Consider the following 17,990-nt stretch of genomic DNA (forward strand, 5'->3'; position numbering starts at 1 on the left):
CCGTAAGGAATAAGATGAGTTATAAATGCAGGTGGTAACGCGACCGTATCGAATATGGCGCCCTGTGTACAGCAATTTGCCGTACACAGGGCTTTTTTATTGGCGACAATGCAATACTTCATGCTCCCGCAGGGCACCCTCCGTACTTTCGCGAGGGGCCTCCCGCCGGCGTAGGTCCTCCCTCGCTCGGCACGGTGCCTCCCTGCTCGCGCTGGCCTAGTTTATGAGTCGCCACTAAAAAGCACTAGTAGCTATCAAGCTCTGAGTGTTACTCAAGCGAAGCTTTCTTCAGCTGAGCGGAGTAATATCTCAGGCTTGAGAGCGTAACTAGTGACACAGCCTTGGACGTAGATTACTTTACGAGAGAAAGGAATTAGGGATGAAAGAATTAGCAAAAACTTATGATCCTAAGGGTCTGGAAGACAGACTCTACAAGAAGTGGGAGGAGAATGGTTATTTTCATGCTGAGGTAGATCGTAGCAAGAAGCCATTCACTATTGTGATGCCACCACCAAATATTACAGGACAGCTTCACATGGGACATGCATTGGATAACACAATGCAGGATATTCTTATCAGATATAAGAGAATGCAGGGATACTCAGCTCTTTGGCAGCCAGGTACAGACCATGCAGCAATTGCTACAGAGGTAAAGGTTATCGAGCATCTTAAGAAGCAGGGAATCGAAAAGGATGATCTTGGTCGTGAGGGATTCCTTGAGAAGTGCTGGGAGTGGAAAGATGAGTATGGAACACGTATCATCAACCAGCTTAAGAAGATGGGCTCATCTGCTGATTGGGAGCGCGAAAGATTCACAATGGATGAAGGCTGCTCAAAGGCTGTAGAAGAAGTTTTTGTTAAGCTTTACAACGAAGGATATATCTACAAGGGCAACCGTATCATCAACTGGTGTCCAGTTTGCCAGACTTCTATTTCAGATGCTGAGGTAGAGCATGAGGAGCAGGCAGGACATTTCTGGCACATGAAGTACGAAATCGTTGGCGAGCCAGGTCGTTTCGTTACATTTGCTACCACACGTCCAGAGACAATGCTTGGCGATACAGCTGTTGCTGTAAACCCTAAGGATGAAAGATATCAGGATATCATCGGCAAGACAGTAATGCTTCCATTTGTAAATCGTGAGATTCCAGTTGTTGCTGATGAATATGTAGATATGGAATTTGGTACTGGTGTAGTTAAGATTACTCCAGCACATGACCCTAACGATTTCGAGGTAGGAAAGAGACACAACCTTCCTGTTATCAACATTCTCAATGATGATGCTACTATCAATTCAAACGGTGGCGAGTTTGAGGGAATGGATAGATATGAAGCTCGTGAAATCATCGTAAAGAAGATGGATGAGATGGGGCTCCTTGTAAAGATTGAAGACCATACACACAATGTTGGTACTCATGATAGATGTAACACAACAGTAGAGCCAATGGTTAAGCCACAGTGGTTCGTTGCAATGGAAGAGCTTGCAAAGCCAGCTATCGAGGCTATCAAGACAGGTGAGCTTCAGTTCGTTCCAAAGAACTATGACAAGACATATTTACACTGGCTTGAGAACATTCGTGATTGGTGCATTTCACGTCAGTTATGGTGGGGCCACAGAATCCCTGCATACTACTGCGAGAAGTGCGGAGAGACAGTTGTAGCAAAAGCTTCAGAGGCTCCAACAGTTTGCCCTAAGTGCGGACACACTCATATGAAGCAGGATGAGGATACACTTGATACATGGTTCTCATCAGCTCTTTGGCCATTCTCAACACTTGGTTGGCCAAACAACACAGAAGAGCTTGATTACTTCTATCCAACAGATGTGCTTGTTACTGGATACGATATCATCTTCTTCTGGGTAATCAGAATGGTATTCTCAGGATACGCTCACACAGGTAAGAGCCCATTCCACACAGTACTTATCCACGGCCTTGTTAGAGATTCACAGGGACGCAAGATGTCTAAGTCACTTGGAAATGGTATCGATCCACTTGAAATTATTGATAAGTATGGCGCTGATGCACTTCGTCTTACTCTTATCACAGGTAATGCACCTGGAAACGATATGAGATTCTACAACGAGCGTGTTGAAAACAGCCGTAACTTTGCAAACAAGGTATGGAATGCTTCAAGATTTATCATGATGAATCTTGCTGACAACCAGGTTACTGAGCCAGCCACAGCAGACCTTGCAACAGAAGATAAGTGGATTATCTCTGCAGTTAACACTCTTGCAAAGGATGTTACAGAAAACATGGATAAGTATGAACTTGGTATTGCAGTTCAGAAAGTTTATGACTTTATTTGGGATGAGTTTTGCGATTGGTATATCGAAATCGTAAAGCCTCGTATGTACTCAGAGGAATATACAGCAAGCAAGAATGCTGCACTTTGGACAGCTAAGTATGCACTTACAAATGCACTTAAGCTTCTTCACCCATTCATGCCATTCATCACAGAAGAAATCTTCTGCACACTTCAGAGTGAGGAAGAGACAATCATGCTTTCAGCTTGGCCTGAGTATGATGAGTCAAAGAACTTCCCAGTTGATGAGGCAAAGGTTGAGCGTGCGAAGGACGTTGTTCGTGGCATGAGACAGCTTCGTACAGATATGGATGTTCCACCTTCAAAGAAGGCAGCTATCCACATCGTTTCAGATAATGCTGATGTACGTGCTACATTTGATGAGATTACACCAATCTTCAAGACACTTGCAGGTGCAACAGAAGTATATGTTCAGGCAGATAAGCTTGGTATAGGTGATGATGCTGTTTCAGCAGTTATCCCTGATGCAACACTCTTTGTTCCACTTGAAGATCTTGTAGATTTTGAAAAGGAAAAAGAGCGTCTTACAAAAGAAAAAGAGAAGCTTGAAAAAGAGCTTGCTCGTTCACGTGGAATGCTCTCAAATGAAAAATTTATGAGCAAGGCTCCAGAGGCAAAGGTTGCTGAAGAGCGTGAAAAGCTTGCAAAATACGAAGCAATGATGGCACAGGTTGAGGCTCGCCTAGCATCAATGCGCTAGTGGCTAGCCTACGCCAGTTACGGCTACAAGCATTATATTACTTCGCTCAACAACACGTTTCGCTTAAGTATTATAATAGCTTGATGCCTACTGGCTTATGTTGAGAGGGAGCCTCTCATTCTAAAAAACGGAGGATACGAATATGGATATTAAGAATATTTTAAGCAAATGCGACCACACACTTCTTGGGGTGGATGCAACATGGAATGACATTAAGGGAATCGTTGATGATGGAATGAAGTATGAGACTGCTTCAGTTTGCATCCCAGCTAGCTTTGTAAAGCAGGCTGCTGATTATGTAAAGGAGCAGGGAGGACATCTTCCAATCTGTACAGTAATTGGCTTCCCTAATGGTTATGCAACAACAGCTTCTAAGTGCTTCATGGCTACAGATGCTGTAAACAATGGTGCAGACGAAGTAGATATGGTTATCAACGTTGGTTGGGTTAAGGAAGGTAGATATGATGATGTTCTTGCTGAGATTAACGCAATCAAGGCTGCTTGCAATGGTAAGCTTTTAAAGGTTATTATCGAGTGCTGTCTTCTTACAGATGAAGAGAAGATTAAGATGTGCGAAGTTGTTTCTAAATCAGATGCAGATTACATCAAGACTTCAACAGGCTTCTCTACAGGCGGAGCTACATTTGATGATATCAAGCTTATGGCAGATCACATGACAAACGGCAAGCTTATCAAGGCTGCAGGCGGAATTGCTTCGCTTGAGGATGCTCAGAAGTTTATCGACCTTGGAGCATCAAGACTTGGTACAAGTAGAGTTGTAAAAGCTGTTAAAGGCCTTCCAAACGACGGTAAATACTAATCAGCTGTGAAAATTTCATGAAAATTCTTGTAAAATTAGAATATTTCATGACAAAATTAGAAATAATAACTATAATTATCTTAATATATAGTACTATACATATACTATGGTTATTATGTACTTAAAATACTACTAGCATAATGTTTTGGGGGACTTATGGCTCAGCCGGTTAGCGCGTTTGCACCAAAAGTACAAGTGTCATCAGATGGCTTGGAAGCTACTATGACTTTCAAGATTCCTGATGGAAAAAATGAAGTACCTAAGTTTACTGCAGCACAGTTACTTGGGTTCTTGAATAATGCCAATGTTTCCTTTGGTATCGATCAGGAGATGTTGGCAAGGCTTGCCGATAGTCCTATTTACGGAAGGCCTATCAAGGTCGCATCGGGCACACCACAGCAGCAAGGTACCCCGGGATATTATGAGTATCTTTTTGATACAAACTTCAATAGAAAACCAACAATTCGTCCAGATGGCACTGCCGACTATATGAGTATTAAGACTATAGAGACAGTGCAGGAGGGCGATGTTATTGCTACATATCACCCAGCGGTTCAAGGCAGTAGAGGTATGTCTGTTCGTGGACAGATTCTCGAGCCTAAGCCTGTGAGAGATTTACCACCATTGATTGGTCGAGGTTTCGATAGATCAAGTGACAATCTTACATACACAGCAAAGATTGATGGGAAAATAGAGGTAAACCAGGGAAAGATTCTGGTTTCTCCTGTTCATGAAGTGCAGGGAGATGTTGGCATTGAAACAGGTAACATCAAGTTTAATGGTGATGTTATTGTGCATGGCGGCGTACATGATGGTGCCGTTATTGATGCAGCAGGAAATGTCATAATACATGGGCTTATAGAGGATTGTGACATTCACGCAGGCAAGGATTTATTCCTGCTTTCAGGCATAAAGGGAAATGAAAAAACAGTTATTGATTGTAAGGGTTCTATAACAGCTCAGTTCGTAGAGTATGCAATCATCACATGTTCAGGCAATATCACAGCGGACTATTTCTTTAAGAGTAAAATCTCCTGTGATGGCCACATAGAATTAAATGGAAACAATGCTTCTATTATAGGAGGCTATGTTTCTGCAGTTCAGGGTGTAGAAGTCAATGATATTGGCAACTCATTTGGAACTATTACAAATGTATCAGTGGGCGTTGATGTCGAGCGCGCTGCTGAATACGAAATGTTAGCGAAGAAAATAATGGCACTTACTGCCAATGTTCAGAAGATAAAAAAGGGTATCGAGGATTTCGACAAGTTAGGCGAAGAACGCGGTATCAATGTAAAAGAAGATCCAAGACGTATGCAACTTCTCCGAGTACGTATTCGAGATGAGGCTATCGTTTTGGAGGAAACAAAAAAGCTTAATTACATGAAAGAAGTTATTATGTCTGGCAAGGGCGCTACTATCAAGGTGTATAGACGTCTATATGCAGGAAGCAATCTTTCGGTAGATGATCATCATGCAAGCATCAATGAGACGCATGAAGCAATCGAGATAGAAAAAAGCGAAGAAGGCATAAGACTGGTTAAAATAAGAGGCTAGACAGAGGTAAATCATGATAGATTTCGAAGAAGAATTAAAAAAATATGAACCTGCCATAGAAGTAGAACAGGCCGAGGCAGATATTAAGGCCAGAGATTTAACAGACTTAACTGATTTGTTAATGAACTTATCTACTCAGCAGAATAACGGGAAATAATTGAAGCTTATATTTTACGGAGAATAATAAATGCAATGTTTTATGTGTGGTGCCGAAGTTGGTAACGACAAAGTTTGTTACAACTGCGGTGCCGATATTTTGTTATACAAACAAATCATATACACGTCTTATGTGTTCTATAATCAGGGCTTGGAAAAGGCCAAGGTCAGAGATTTATCTGGTGCAATTGATTCGCTGAAATCATCACTTCAATACTACAAGTATAATACTAGAGCACGTAACCTTCTTGGACTCTGCTATTATCAGACAGGGGAGATGGTTAGAGCTTTAAATGAGTGGGTTCTCTCAAAAAATCTGCAGGAGGAGGATAATCCAGATGCAGATAGATATCTTGCAGAAATTGAAAGTGATCCAGGTCTTTTAACAAAGACTAATTCCACAATCAAAAAATATAATCAGGCTATTGAGTACTGCAAAGCGGGCAGTAGAGATTTGGCGATGATTCAACTAAAAAAGGTTGTAAGCCAGAACCCCAATTTCGTAAAGGCCTTGCAGTTACTTTCCCTTCTTTATATCCAGGAAAAGAAGTATGCTGATGCAAGAAAATTCCTTAGTCAGGCAGCTAAAATCGATAGCAATAACACTACGACTATACGATATATCCACGAGGTTAAGGAACGCCTTAAGGAACAGAATACAGGCAGAAGAAGAAAGAAAAATGATGTAGTTACATTCGCAGACGGTAACGATACAGTTATCATGTCTGAGAATTCATTCAGAAGCATGTTGGATAACTCAAGGGCAAGCTTCATGAATATTTTGCTTGGATTAGTTATCGGTCTGTTGATTTGCTTCTTCCTTGTTGTACCTACAGTAAGAGATAATATGACAGATGATAATACTGACACTGTTCTTGCATTGAATGAAGAATTGTCAGATGCAAAAACAGAAAATGAATCTCTTCAAACAGAAATTGAGAATTTACAGTCAAGCTTAAGTGCTTATGATGATAAGCAGGATGTTGCTACATCTTACGATAATCTTTTTGCTGCTCAGAATTATTACAATGAGGGCGATAGCGTAACTGCAGCTGATTACATTCAGCTTGTCACCAGAGATGTTCTTGGGGAACAGGGGCAGACAGCATACGATAATTTATATGCTAGCTTGTCACCTACAATTATCCAGGGATATTACGATGATGGCAACAACTTCTATACAGAAGAAAACTATGAAAGTGCAATCACAAATTTCAAGACAGTTGTTGAAATAGACGAGACATACAATAGCGGAGCAGCTCTGTTCTTACTTGGAGACTGCTACAGACTTACAGGAGAGACTGAGTTAGCACTTGAATGCTTTAATCGTGTTGTTGAGCTTTACCCAAGTAATAAATGGGGCAAGCAGGCAAAGGTTTACCTTGCAGCTGATGATACCGAATTAAGTGCTACAGAAGTAGGTGAATAATATGACAGATTTTGAATTAATAAAGTTAGCTCTAGAAGCTAGAGAAATGGCGTACACACCATATTCACATCATAAGGTTGGCGCAGCTCTTTTATGCAAAGATGGTACAGTTTTCAAGGGATGTAACGTGGAAAATGCAGGGTACACTCCTACAAATTGTGCTGAGCGAACTGCAGTATTCAAAGCGGTAAGTGAAGGCTACAAAGAATACGAAGCCATTGCAGTAGTTGGTGGAATGGATAATCTAAAGGATCTTCCTCTTTGTGCACCATGCGGTGTATGCCGACAGGTTCTTAATGAATTTGGTGATCCTGATACATTTAGAATTATTCTTGCAGAAGTTAAAAATGTAGACAATTTGTCTAATATTACTCCGAATGATGTCAAGATGACGAACAAAACACTTAAAGAGATACTTCCTTTTGGGTTTGGGCCTAAAAACTTGTACATAGAATAGTCACAAAAAGTCCTATATTTGTTGCAAAAATAGCAAAATAAATTATAATTTAACTATGTGTTTCTTTATCAGAAGAAACAAAGCAAATAGGAGGAATAGAAGAATGAAAAAGAAGTTATTAAGTGTACTTCTCGTAGCTGCAATGGCTGTATCAACATTTGTTGCATGTGGATCATCTGCATCATCTGACAGCACATCAGCTACAACAACTGAGGGGGCTGCAGAATCTGAGGCAGCAAGCGATTTCAGAATCGCAATGATTACTGACTCTGGTGATATCACAGATCAGTCATTCAACCAGACAACATATGAGGCTATTCAGGCATTTTCTGCTGAGACAGGTGCTGATTTCCAGTACTATAAGCCAGCAGACAACACAGACGATGACCGTGTTGCTGCATTTGAGAACGCAGTAGCTGATGGTTACAACGTAGTAGTTTGTCCAGGTTATCTTTTCGCTGCTATGATCGCAGAAGTTGCTGACACTTATCCAGATGTTACAATCATCGCACTTGACTGTGGTGAGAGCGACTTCGCTGATGCAGGCATGACAGAAATCCCTTCAAACGTATGTGCATTCACATACCAGGAAGAGCTTGCTGGTTACATGGCAGGTTATGCAGTAGTTAAAGAAGGCTATACAAAGCTTGGTTTCCTTGGTGGTATCGCTGTTCCAGCTGTTATCCGTTATGGATACGGTTTCGTAGCAGGTGCTGATAAGGCTGCTGAGGAGCTTGGAAATTCTTCTGAGGTTGAAGTTAATTATGTATATGGTGGTCAGTTCCAGGGTGATGAGGCTATCACAGCTACTATGGATTCTTGGTACTCAAACGGTACTGAAATCGTATTCGCTTGTGGTGGTGGTATCTACACATCAGCTTGCGAAGCTGCTGTAAAGGCTGACGGACACGTTGTAGGTGTTGACGTTGACCAGTCAGGCGTAATTCACGATCAGTATGATGTTGAGGGTCTTTGCGTAACATCTGCTATGAAGGGTCTTGCTGCAACAGTAGAGGCTACACTTACAGATGTTGTCAATGGAAATTGGGATGCTCATGCAGGAAAGATCGAGAACCTTGGTCTTGTATCAGGTACAGATCCTTCTTTAAACTATGTTCAGCTTCCAACAGACACATGGACAATGGAAAACTTCACAGTTGATGATTACAACACACTTGTTTCTCAGATGTATGATGGAACAATCACAGTTGACGTAAGCATCGATGCTATGCCAACAACAACAATCAAGGTTACAGAGTTTGATAATATTCACTAAGGCGTAACTGGATTACAAAGGGAAGGCTTAGTCCTTCCCTTTTTTTGAAATTATAGCAAGGCTCTAAAAATCATTATATGAGGTGTAATGATTTTTATGGTTTTGCTAGCTGAGTCAGGCTGGGCGTAAATCAAAATTTTTATTGTAGAAAGGTATTGCGATGGAAGATTATGTAATTGAGATGCTGCATATTACAAAAGAATTTCCAGGCATAATTGCAAATGACGACATCACTTTGCAACTTAAGCGCGGAGAAATTCATGCACTTCTCGGTGAAAATGGAGCTGGAAAGTCCACGCTTATGAGCGTTCTTTTTGGACTGTACACTCCAGAAAAGGGAGTAATTAAAAAAGACGGTAAAGAGGTTAAAATTAGCAATCCGAATGATGCTACTGACCTTGGTATCGGAATGGTTCATCAGCACTTTATGTTGGTAGATATTTTCTCGGTACTTGATAACATCATTCTTGGATCAGAGCCAAGCAAGTTTGGTTTCCTCACAAAGGAAGAAGCTAGAGCAAAGGTTATTAGATTGTCTGAAAAGTACAATCTTAAGGTTGATCCTGATGCTATGGTAGAGGATATCACTGTTGGTATGCAGCAGCGTGTAGAAATACTTAAGATGCTTTACAGAGATAACGAAGTTCTTATCTTTGATGAGCCTACAGCTGTTCTTACACCTCAGGAAATAGATGAGCTTATGAAAATCATGAAGGAGCTTGCTGCAGAAGGTAAGTCAATCCTCTTCATCACTCACAAGCTCAACGAAATCATGGAAGTTGCTGACAGATGTTCAATCCTTAGAAAGGGTAAATACATCGGTACAGTTGATGTTGCAAACACTACCAAGGAAGAGCTTTCTTCTATGATGGTTGGACGTAATGTAAAGTTTGCAGTAGACAAAGCGCCAGCAAATCCTGGCAAAGAAGTATTGAAGGTAGAGAATGTTTGTGTAAAGAGTAAGATTCATTCAAATGATTCTGTACACAACGTTTCATTCAATGTTCGCGCTGGTGAAATCGTATGTATCGCTGGTATCGACGGAAATGGTCAGACAGAGTTCGTTGGAGCTCTTACAGGTCTCGATGATATTTCAAGTGGTAAAATCACTCTTTGTGGTGAGGATATCACAAAGAAATCTATTAGATATAAGAACACACATGGTATGAGTCATGTCCCAGAAGACAGACATAAGCATGGTCTTGTTCTTGACTATACTCTCGAGGAAAACATGATTCTTCAGAGATATTTCGAGCCAGCTTTCCAAAAGGGTGGACTTATCAAAAAGAAAGAGATGAGACAGTACTCTGACAGACTTGCAAGTGCATTTGATGTTCGTTCTGGTCAGGGCGCTCGCACAATTGTCCGTTCTATGTCTGGTGGTAACCAGCAGAAGGCTATCGTTGCTCGTGAGATGGATAGAGACCATGAGCTTCTTGTTGCAGTTCAGCCTACAAGAGGTCTTGATGTTGGTGCTATCGAATATATCCACGAGGAAATCGTTAAAGAAAGAGACAACGGTAAGGCAATCTTACTTGTTTCTTTAGAGTTGGATGAGGTTATGAACCTATCTGATAGAATTCTTGTTATGTATGAAGGTGAAATCGTTGGAGAGTTAGATCCAAAGCAGACTACACTTCAGGAACTCGGCCTTTATATGTCAGGCGCAAAGCGAGACAACGGAAAGGAGGCTAACTAATGGGAGAGAAGATTAGCTTTTTTAGACGCCCTGCCGTTCAGACGATTATTGCGTCAATTCTATGTGCAGTTTTAGGTATATTCATCGGATATATCATTCTACTTACAATGAATGCTGAGCATGCGACTGAAGGTATGCAGGCAATCATTACAAACTTTTTCAAGTTTAGCGGGAACTCAACAGTTCTTATGAAATACATGGGATCATTCCTTGTAAAATCAATGCCACTTATTCTTTGTGCTGAAGCAATTCTTTTTGCTTACAAAGCCGGATTGTTCAATATCGGAGCTGCCGGTCAGTACACAGTAGGTATTATCGCCAGCCTTTATTGCGCATTGGCTCTTGGTTGGAATTGGTTCTTATGTGTTGTTGCAGCAATTGCTGCAGGTGCTCTTTGGGGATTTATGGCAGGACTCCTTAAGGCATACTTCAACGTAAACGAAGTTATCGCAGGTATCATGCTCAACTGGATTGGCTTATATCTTTGCAACATTATCATCGGTGGCGAAAAATGTATGAATCAGACAAAGTCTGAGACATTTGATATTGTAGCAGTTAATCCTTCAGCAATATTACCTGGATTCATACAGGATTTCTTCGGTGGCAATAAATACACAACAATCGCAATACCAGCAACAATTATTATTGCTATCGCAATACTTGTAGTTCTTAATAAGACAACATTTGGTTATGAATTAAAGGCAACAGGTCACAACAAAGAGGCTGCTAAATATGCAGGTATGAATGCAAAGCGCAATATCATCCTTACACTTGTTATTTCAGGTGCTATTTCAGGATTTGCAGCTTCTCAGTTCTATCTTACAGGAATGGAGCACTACACAATTTCTGCTTCAGTTCCAGGCATGGGATTCTCAGGAATCGCCGTTGCGTTCCTTGGTGGTTTACATCCAATCGGAACAATTTTCGCTGGCTTATTTGTAGAGTACATTACTCTTGGTGGTCAGTACCTCAACACAAACTATTACAACCCACAGGTTGCTGATTTAGTTATAGCTATTATCATTTACCTTTGCGGTTTCGTATTGTTCTTTAAGTCAGTAGTTAATAGACCAGCTAAGGTAAAGGTTAATGCCAATGCCGAGCCAGCAACAAAGTCAGCAAAAGCTGAAGAAAAGGAGGTGTAGTATGGCTTTACTTATTCAATACACCCTCATCTCATCAGCAGTACTGATTCTTGTAGCTTTGGGTGGTATGTTCTCAGAGCGAAGCGGTATCATCAATCTTGGTCTTGAAGGAATCATGGTATTTGGAGCTATGGCAGGAGCTATGGTAATGGTTCTTGTTCCTGAAAATTGGCCAAAGGCAGCAATCATCGTTTGCACACTTTGTGCAGCAGCAATCGCAGGTATGCTTTCATCACTGTTAATAGCAGTTGCCTGCATCAACTTCAAGGCAGATCAGACCCTTGTAGGTACAGCTGTAAACATGCTTGCAACAGCAGCAGCTACTGTTATTATCAAGGCTTTCAACACAACACGTTCTCACGGTTCAGATTTCTCTGCAAAGCTTGATTACAACAGAGGTTACAAAGCATTTATTATTCACACTAGCAAAATCGACTTCAACTGGTTCGAGGTTGTTGGTTTAGTTCTTCTTGTAGCAGCAATTGTCGTATTCTACAAGACAAAGTTTGCTCTTAGACTTAGAGCATGTGGTGAGCATCCACAGGCAGCTGATTCAGTAGGTATCAATGTTTACGCAATGAGATATGCAGGTGTTCTTATTTCGGGATTCCTTGCAGGTCTCGGTGGAATCATTTATATCGCAGCAGCAAACTCAACATGGCATTTTGATTACGGTGTTGCCGGAGCAGGTTTCCTTGCTCTTGCAGTTATGATTTTTGGTCAGTGGAAGCCAGAGCGTATTGCATGGTCAGCAATCCTCTTCGCTGTATTTAGATCACTTTCAAACGTATATACAGCAATCGGATTCTTACACGCATTACCTATTTCAGGAACTGTTTACAACATGTTCCCTTACATTGTTTCACTTATTGTTCTTGCATTTACATCACAGAATTCACGTGCACCAAAGGCAGAAGGAATTCCATACGATAAAGGTGCTAGATAAATTGTCATATGAAAATAATTAACGTAGACGAAATGAAGCCGGGAATGATTCTGGCGGAAAAGATAATAAGTCCTAAGGGACAGGTTCTTGCCGATGAAGGTACAGCCATAACAGCTCAGCAGCTTTTGCACATAAGCTATTATGGAATCAAAGAACTCAAGATTCAGGACGAGAAAGATGCGATTGAAAAATATCAATTCGATGCACCTGATGAGTTCATCGGCGAGACCCAGTCTTGGCGAATTCTCAACAGCGAGGAATTCAAAGAGTTTAAGAGAGCATATGAAAAATGCTCCGATAGGCTTGAAGGGATTATCAGTGATTTTGTTGAGAAACAGGGGGCATTGGATGATACCGAATTAATCCAGGAGATTCATTCGGTGTTTGAAAAGCACTCTACAGGTCTTGGCATTATGGCAATGATGCTAAACATTCAGGAGATTGACCGTAGCACATTCAGGCATTCTGTTAATGTGGCAATCATTTCCAGAGTGTGTGGAGGATGGCTTGGTATTACAGATGAGAAAGAGCTGGATGTTCTTACTATGTGTGGTCTTTATCACGATATAGGAAAATCTCTTGTGCCTCACAGCATTTTGACAAAGCCAGGTCCACTTAATGCAGAAGAGTTTGGCCGAATGGCTGAACATCCACTTCTTGGATATAATTTGCTTAGTGATTTGCCAATAGACAGACGCATAAAGCTTGCTGCTCTTCAGCACCATGAGCGTAATGATGGCAGCGGTTATCCTTATGGGCTTACAAAGGACTTTATTAATCCTTTTTCAAAGATAGTAGCTATTACAGATGTGTATGACGCGATGACAGCGGATAGAGTTTATCGAGCTGGAATTTGTCCATTCGAAGTAATTGCTCAGTTCCAAAGAGTGGAGCCAAGCAAGTACGATCAAAATGTCTTACATGTCTTTCTACAGAATATTGCCCAGTCCTATATTGGGACAGGTGTGCTTCTTTCGGATAATTCTCGTGGAATTATCACTATGGTTAAAAAGAACGCTTTAGCAAGTCCGCTAATAAAGCTGGATGACGGCTCGTTCGTAGATTTGCAGGAGCGTACAGATTTGTACATTAGAGCTTGTATATAAAGAAAAGCTAGGAGTTATTGCTCCTAGCTTTTTTGTTTATGCACATATTAGTGATTATTTTAATAGATTATCAACAACTCCAAGTCCATCGAATGTAGCAAGATAATCCTTGATTGTTTCTGGACGACGGATAAGCTTGAAGCTTCCATCTTCCTTAAGAAGAACTTCGGCGCTCTTTAGCTTTCCGTTGTAGTTATATCCCATTGAGTAACCGTGAGCACCTGTATCGTGGATAAATAGGATGTCTCCCATGTCGATTTGTGGAAGCTGACGGTCTACAGCAAATTTATCGCAGTTTTCGCAGAGAGAACCGGTGATATCGTATACCTTATCCTCTGGAGCATTTTCCTTTCCAAGAACTGTTACATGATGATATGAACCGTATACAGCTGGACGCATAAGGTCTACAGCGCATGCATCTACTCCGATGTACTCCTTGTAAATGTGCTTTTCATGGATTGCTGTTGTAACAAGTCCACCATAAGGTCCCATCATAAAACGACCCATTTCAGTGAAGATAGCAACATCTCCAAGGCCGGCAGGAACGAGAATTTCATCAAATGCCTTGTGAACGCCTTCACCAATCACTGCAATATCGTTTGGTTTTTGATCTGGACGGTATGCAATACCAACTCCACCAGAAAGGTTAACAAATGAAATGGAAATACCTGTCTTTTCCTTAAGCTCAACAATAAGCTCGAACAAAGTCTTTGCAAGGGCAGGGTAGTAATCATTTGTAACAGTATTTGAAACTAAGAATGCATGGATTCCGAACTCCTCGACACCCTTATCTCTAAGAACCTGATATGCCTCGAAAATCTGCTCTTTAGTCATTCCATACTTGCTATCCCCAGGATTATCCATAATGCCGTTTGAAAGCTCATATACACCGCCTGGATTGTATCTGCAACACATCTTGTTAGGAAAATGGCCTACGGCCTTCTCGTAGAAATCGATGTGTGTAAAGTCGTCTAAGTTTACGATGACTCCTAACTCATCAGCGTACTGAAATTCGCTAGCAGGAGTATCATTAGAAGAAAACATTATATCGTCTTTTTTGAAACCAATCTGGTCTGATAATGCAAGCTCCACATATGATGCACAGTCAACGCCGCAACCTTCTTCCTGAAGAATTTTTAGGATGAATGGGTTTGGATTTGCCTTAACTGCAAAATATTCTTTAAAACCTTTATTCCAGCTAAATGCCTTGTTTACTGCACGGGCATTTTCTCGGATTCCCTTTTCGTCATAAATGTTGAAAGGAGTTGGGATTGTTTGTGTAATTTCTTGAATCTTTTCTTTTGTAACAAATGGGGTTTTCATAGCTATTCATCTCCTTGACAATGATACTCAACTTTGATATGCTTTTTCTTGCTGAATAAGCAAGCTGGTGTGGCTCAGAGGTAGAGCACTTCCTTGGTAAGGAAGGGGTCACGGGTTCAATTCCCGTCACCAGCTCTTTTTTATTATCTTCTTTTCTCTGATTGGGAATACTTTAACATAATAAAGTGTTAATGTAAACTGGTTTTACACAACTGATTATAATTTTAGGAGGTATATAAATGGACACTAGTAAATACGTAGATTACATGGTAAATCAGACTGTTGATATTCTGGGCATAGATAGCCCTACAGGGTTCACAGCCACTGCTGCTAAGCATCTTATGGCAGAATATGAAAAGCTTGGTTATAAGCCTCAGATGACCACTAAGGGCGGTATCCTTGTTGATTTGGGAGGAAAGGCAGAGGATGATGCGCTTCTTATCGAAGCTCACATGGATACACTTGGCGGAATGGTTTGCAAGATTAAGGACAATGGTAATCTTGAGCTTACTCCACTTGGTGGATTCAATCCAAACAATGGTGAGTCTGAGAACTGTCGTATCTACACAAGAGATGGCAAGGTTTACGAGGGAACATTCCAGCTTAATGATGCATCTGTTCACGTTAATGGAGATTACTCTACAAAGACCCGTGAGTTTAAGGGTATGGAAGTGGTTGTTGATGAGGAAGTTTCATCTGCAGATGATACAAAAGCTCTTGGCATCATGATTGGAGATATTGTTGCTTTCGAGCCACGCACAAGAGTTACAGAGTCAGGCTACATCAAAAGCCGTTTCCTTGATGATAAGCTTTCTGTTGGAATTCTTCTTGGCCAGGCAAAGTATTTGGCAGACAACAAAATCACACCAGAGAGAAAGGTATACCATCATATCACTGTTTACGAAGAGGTGGGACATGGCGCATGCGGAACTGTTCCAGATGGCGTTACAGAGATTCTTTCGGTAGATATGGGATGCATTGGTGAGGGCCTTGATTGCAAAGAGACACAGGTAAGTATCTGTGCAAAGGATAGTGGTGGCCCTTACAACTATGATGTGGTTTCTGCTTTGATAAAGGCTGCTAGAGATAACGAAATTGATTTTGCTGTAGATGTTTACCCTCACTATGGTTCAGACGCTGATGCGGCTCTTAACGCGGGCTACGATGTAAAGCATGGACTTATCGGAGCTGGTGTTTATGCAAGCCACGGATACGAACGCTCTCACAAGAAGGGTGTTGAAAACACATTCAAGCTTCTTATCAATTACGTAAAATAAATTTGATTATATTAAGAAAGACAAGGCTTTGGGACCTTGTCTTTTTTTACTTGAGAATTATTAGTTGTAGTGTTTTAGCACATCAAGTCCTAGTAATAAAGCTTTTTCGTGAGAGTCCTTTCCGAAATCTCTGGCATCATAATCATGAACATTTGCCAAAGAATCTCCGGTGAAGAGGAACTGACCGAATTTTGCACCGCGCTTCTTGCTGACAGCAGCAAGAGCAGAGCATTCCATTTCCACAACAGAACATCCCGCATCTAATCTATGTTTAACCATATCTTTTGTCTCTCTGAAAAATGCATCTGTTGTCCAGGTAGTGCAGGTTACAAAAGGGAGATTATGGTCTTTGAAACAGCTTTCAATGGCCTCCACAGGCTCTGTATCAAGCTCGATAAAGCGTGAAGCAGGAAGGTAATGATATGAAGTACCCTCGGCTCTAAGAGCTCTTGTTGGGACGATAAAGGCGTTCTCAGGTAAATCAGCCAGTACACCGCAGGAACCAACAGCAATAATCTTTTCACAACCGCATGCTATCAACGAATCCAAAAGTGAAGCAGCGGCAGGAGCACCGATTATTGGCTGCACCAGGCAAATATCTTCGTCTCCATTTTTCAAAACATAAATATTTACAATGTGAGAGAAGGTTTTGAATTCTTCCACTTTCCTGGCATTGTGCTCCAAGGCGTATTTTTCAACTACATCACCTAGGAATGCAAAAAGACATTTCTTTGGAAGGGTTACATTATTCCATTCATATGCTGGAGCTATTACTTCAGCTGAGTGGTCGTCGTATTCAAGTATTGGTATTTCGTGTTTAATAATCATGATGTTCCTCCCTTATATTTTTAATGGATAGTATAACAATGTTGGGGAGGAAAATACAGAGTTATTTTTAATTTTATAGAAAAAGACCTAGGTATGTACCTAGGTCTTTTTCATTTCCATATGCCGGCTGCGGGACTTGAACCTTAAACAGGGTTCACAAATACTATAAAATCAAGGAGGAAAAGCATGTCGGAAGTCTCGTTGCCCTTTTGGTTGCCCGTTATATCATTTTATCGAAAGTATTCATTGTTATGAGTTTACAAATAGTATGAAGAATAATATTTTAGTATATATCGGTAAAAAGTGGAAAATTACCGAGTTTCACTTTACTGTTGGCGTTTTAGATGATATATTATAGTAAAAGTGGGTGAAAAATAAGAAATTACCGAGGTTTACTGAAATGATAATGAATTATAAAGAGGCAATTGAACAATACGGAAATGATTATCAATTAAATAAGGCAGTTAAATCTAAGGAATTATATAAGATTGAAAATGGCATTTATTCTTCAAAGCAACATGAAAATGAACTAGGAATCATTATGAAGAAGTATCCCAAGACTGTTCTTACTGGAGAATATGCATTTTATATGTATGACCTTACAGATCTTATACCAGAAAAATATGATTTAGCAACAGGCTCTAAAGCTGCCAAATTAAAGGATTGTCGGGTGAATCAAATATATATGAAAGATGAACTGTTAAATCTTGGTGTGGTGGAAAAGGAAGTTGATGGTTACATTATTCGTATATATAACAAGGAACGTATGCTTATAGAATTGCTTCGCCATAAGAATACAATGCCATATGATTTATACAAAGAGGTGTTGTTAAATTATAGAGAGATAATAAATGATCTTGAAATATGGCGCATACAGGAGTATGCCGATATTTTCCCAAAGAGCAAAATGATAAAGAAAGCTATAGATGAGGAGGTTTTATAG

The 17,990-nt window shown here is 40.6% G+C and carries 15 protein-coding genes and 1 tRNA gene; 14 read left to right on the plus strand and 2 right to left on the minus strand.

Annotated elements, in window-relative coordinates:
• Window positions 1-379 precede the first annotated feature (379 nt).
• From E7274_RS09560 to E7274_RS09610, 11 genes are all read left to right on the plus strand, one after another.
• Entirely contained in the window at window positions 380-3,028 is a 2,649-nt protein-coding gene (locus E7274_RS09560; RefSeq protein WP_304175537.1) for a valine--tRNA ligase, read from the plus strand.
• Between the two features lie 142 nt (window positions 3,029-3,170).
• Window positions 3,171-3,848 (plus strand): deoxyribose-phosphate aldolase, encoded by a 678-nt coding sequence (gene deoC, locus E7274_RS09565; RefSeq protein ID WP_304175539.1) that lies wholly within the window; start codon window positions 3,171-3,173, stop codon window positions 3,846-3,848.
• A gap of 156 nt (window positions 3,849-4,004) precedes the next feature.
• Complete coding sequence (locus E7274_RS09570) at window positions 4,005-5,405, plus strand: FapA family protein (protein WP_304175541.1); 1,401 nt, start codon at window positions 4,005-4,007, stop codon at window positions 5,403-5,405.
• A 13-nt stretch (window positions 5,406-5,418) separates the two neighbouring features.
• Window positions 5,419-5,562, plus strand: a complete 144-nt coding sequence (locus E7274_RS09575; protein ID WP_167541212.1) for a hypothetical protein — start codon at window positions 5,419-5,421, stop codon at window positions 5,560-5,562.
• Window positions 5,563-5,592: 30 nt separating this feature from the next.
• Window positions 5,593-6,990 carry a tetratricopeptide repeat protein gene (locus E7274_RS09580; protein WP_033153282.1) on the plus strand — a complete coding sequence of 466 codons (1,398 nt, stop codon included), beginning with the start codon at window positions 5,593-5,595 and terminating at the stop codon, window positions 6,988-6,990.
• 1 nt (window position 6,991) lies between these two features.
• Window positions 6,992-7,447, plus strand: a complete 456-nt coding sequence (locus E7274_RS09585; RefSeq protein WP_304175543.1) for a cytidine deaminase — start codon at window positions 6,992-6,994, stop codon at window positions 7,445-7,447.
• Window positions 7,448-7,550: 103 nt separating this feature from the next.
• On the plus strand, window positions 7,551-8,723 hold the full coding sequence (locus tag E7274_RS09590; protein ID WP_304175545.1) for a BMP family lipoprotein: 1,173 nt from the start codon (window positions 7,551-7,553) through the stop codon (window positions 8,721-8,723).
• 160 nt (window positions 8,724-8,883) lie between these two features.
• Window positions 8,884-10,422, plus strand: a complete 1,539-nt coding sequence (locus tag E7274_RS09595; RefSeq protein ID WP_304175547.1) for an ABC transporter ATP-binding protein — start codon at window positions 8,884-8,886, stop codon at window positions 10,420-10,422.
• Window positions 10,422-11,567 (plus strand): ABC transporter permease, encoded by a 1,146-nt coding sequence (locus E7274_RS09600; RefSeq protein ID WP_304175549.1) that lies wholly within the window; start codon window positions 10,422-10,424, stop codon window positions 11,565-11,567. The genes E7274_RS09595 and E7274_RS09600 overlap by 1 nt, the downstream gene beginning before the upstream one ends.
• 1 nt (window position 11,568) lies before the next feature.
• Window positions 11,569-12,513 carry an ABC transporter permease gene (locus tag E7274_RS09605; protein ID WP_304175551.1) on the plus strand — a complete coding sequence of 315 codons (945 nt, stop codon included), beginning with the start codon at window positions 11,569-11,571 and terminating at the stop codon, window positions 12,511-12,513.
• An 8-nt stretch (window positions 12,514-12,521) separates the two neighbouring features.
• The gene (locus tag E7274_RS09610) at window positions 12,522-13,619 is read left to right on the plus strand and encodes an HD-GYP domain-containing protein (RefSeq protein WP_304175553.1); all 1,098 of its coding nucleotides are present in this window, start codon (window positions 12,522-12,524) and stop codon (window positions 13,617-13,619) included.
• A 54-nt stretch (window positions 13,620-13,673) separates the two neighbouring features.
• On the opposite strand, the gene E7274_RS09615 is transcribed toward E7274_RS09610, so the two are convergent.
• A complete protein-coding gene (locus E7274_RS09615) occupies window positions 13,674-14,942 on the minus strand; it encodes a diaminopimelate decarboxylase (RefSeq protein WP_304175555.1) in 1,269 nt (422 codons plus the stop codon).
• Window positions 14,943-15,005: 63 nt separating this feature from the next.
• Here E7274_RS09615 and E7274_RS09620 point away from each other — a divergent pair.
• Together E7274_RS09620 and E7274_RS09625 are read left to right on the plus strand one after the other, a co-directional pair.
• A tRNA-Thr gene (locus E7274_RS09620) sits at window positions 15,006-15,077 on the plus strand.
• Between the two features lie 104 nt (window positions 15,078-15,181).
• Window positions 15,182-16,219 (plus strand): M42 family metallopeptidase, encoded by a 1,038-nt coding sequence (locus E7274_RS09625; RefSeq protein WP_304175557.1) that lies wholly within the window; start codon window positions 15,182-15,184, stop codon window positions 16,217-16,219.
• A gap of 60 nt (window positions 16,220-16,279) precedes the next feature.
• On the opposite strand, the gene E7274_RS09630 is transcribed toward E7274_RS09625, so the two are convergent.
• Entirely contained in the window at window positions 16,280-17,047 is a 768-nt protein-coding gene (locus tag E7274_RS09630) for a nucleoside phosphorylase (protein ID WP_304175559.1), read from the minus strand.
• Window positions 17,048-17,447: 400 nt separating this feature from the next.
• On the opposite strand from E7274_RS09630, the gene E7274_RS09635 reads away from it, so the two are divergent.
• The gene (locus tag E7274_RS09635; protein ID WP_015550194.1) at window positions 17,448-17,990 is read left to right on the plus strand and encodes a type IV toxin-antitoxin system AbiEi family antitoxin domain-containing protein; all 543 of its coding nucleotides are present in this window, start codon (window positions 17,448-17,450) and stop codon (window positions 17,988-17,990) included.

This window comes from Pseudobutyrivibrio ruminis, from assembly GCF_015057245.1.
GTDB lineage: Bacteria > Bacillota > Clostridia > Lachnospirales > Lachnospiraceae > Pseudobutyrivibrio > Pseudobutyrivibrio ruminis_E.

Bases quoted from the DNA above. Each gene is read 5' to 3' on its own strand.
- E7274_RS09560 (WP_304175537.1), top strand. From the start codon at position 380: ATGAAAGAATTAGCAAAAACTTATGATCCTAAGGGTCTGGAAGACAGA.
- deoC (WP_304175539.1), top strand. From the start codon at position 3,171: ATGGATATTAAGAATATTTTAAGCAAATGCGACCACACACTTCTTGGG.
- E7274_RS09570 (WP_304175541.1), top strand. From the start codon at position 4,005: ATGGCTCAGCCGGTTAGCGCGTTTGCACCAAAAGTACAAGTGTCATCA.
- E7274_RS09575 (WP_167541212.1), top strand. From the start codon at position 5,419: ATGATAGATTTCGAAGAAGAATTAAAAAAATATGAACCTGCCATAGAA.
- E7274_RS09580 (WP_033153282.1), top strand. From the start codon at position 5,593: ATGCAATGTTTTATGTGTGGTGCCGAAGTTGGTAACGACAAAGTTTGT.
- E7274_RS09585 (WP_304175543.1), top strand. From the start codon at position 6,992: ATGACAGATTTTGAATTAATAAAGTTAGCTCTAGAAGCTAGAGAAATG.
- E7274_RS09590 (WP_304175545.1), top strand. From the start codon at position 7,551: ATGAAAAAGAAGTTATTAAGTGTACTTCTCGTAGCTGCAATGGCTGTA.
- E7274_RS09595 (WP_304175547.1), top strand. From the start codon at position 8,884: ATGGAAGATTATGTAATTGAGATGCTGCATATTACAAAAGAATTTCCA.
- E7274_RS09600 (WP_304175549.1), top strand. From the start codon at position 10,422: ATGGGAGAGAAGATTAGCTTTTTTAGACGCCCTGCCGTTCAGACGATT.
- E7274_RS09605 (WP_304175551.1), top strand. From the start codon at position 11,569: ATGGCTTTACTTATTCAATACACCCTCATCTCATCAGCAGTACTGATT.
- E7274_RS09610 (WP_304175553.1), top strand. From the start codon at position 12,522: ATGAAAATAATTAACGTAGACGAAATGAAGCCGGGAATGATTCTGGCG.
- E7274_RS09615 (WP_304175555.1), bottom strand. From the start codon at position 14,942: ATGAAAACCCCATTTGTTACAAAAGAAAAGATTCAAGAAATTACACAA.
- E7274_RS09625 (WP_304175557.1), top strand. From the start codon at position 15,182: ATGGACACTAGTAAATACGTAGATTACATGGTAAATCAGACTGTTGAT.
- E7274_RS09630 (WP_304175559.1), bottom strand. From the start codon at position 17,047: ATGATTATTAAACACGAAATACCAATACTTGAATACGACGACCACTCA.
- E7274_RS09635 (WP_015550194.1), top strand. From the start codon at position 17,448: ATGATAATGAATTATAAAGAGGCAATTGAACAATACGGAAATGATTAT.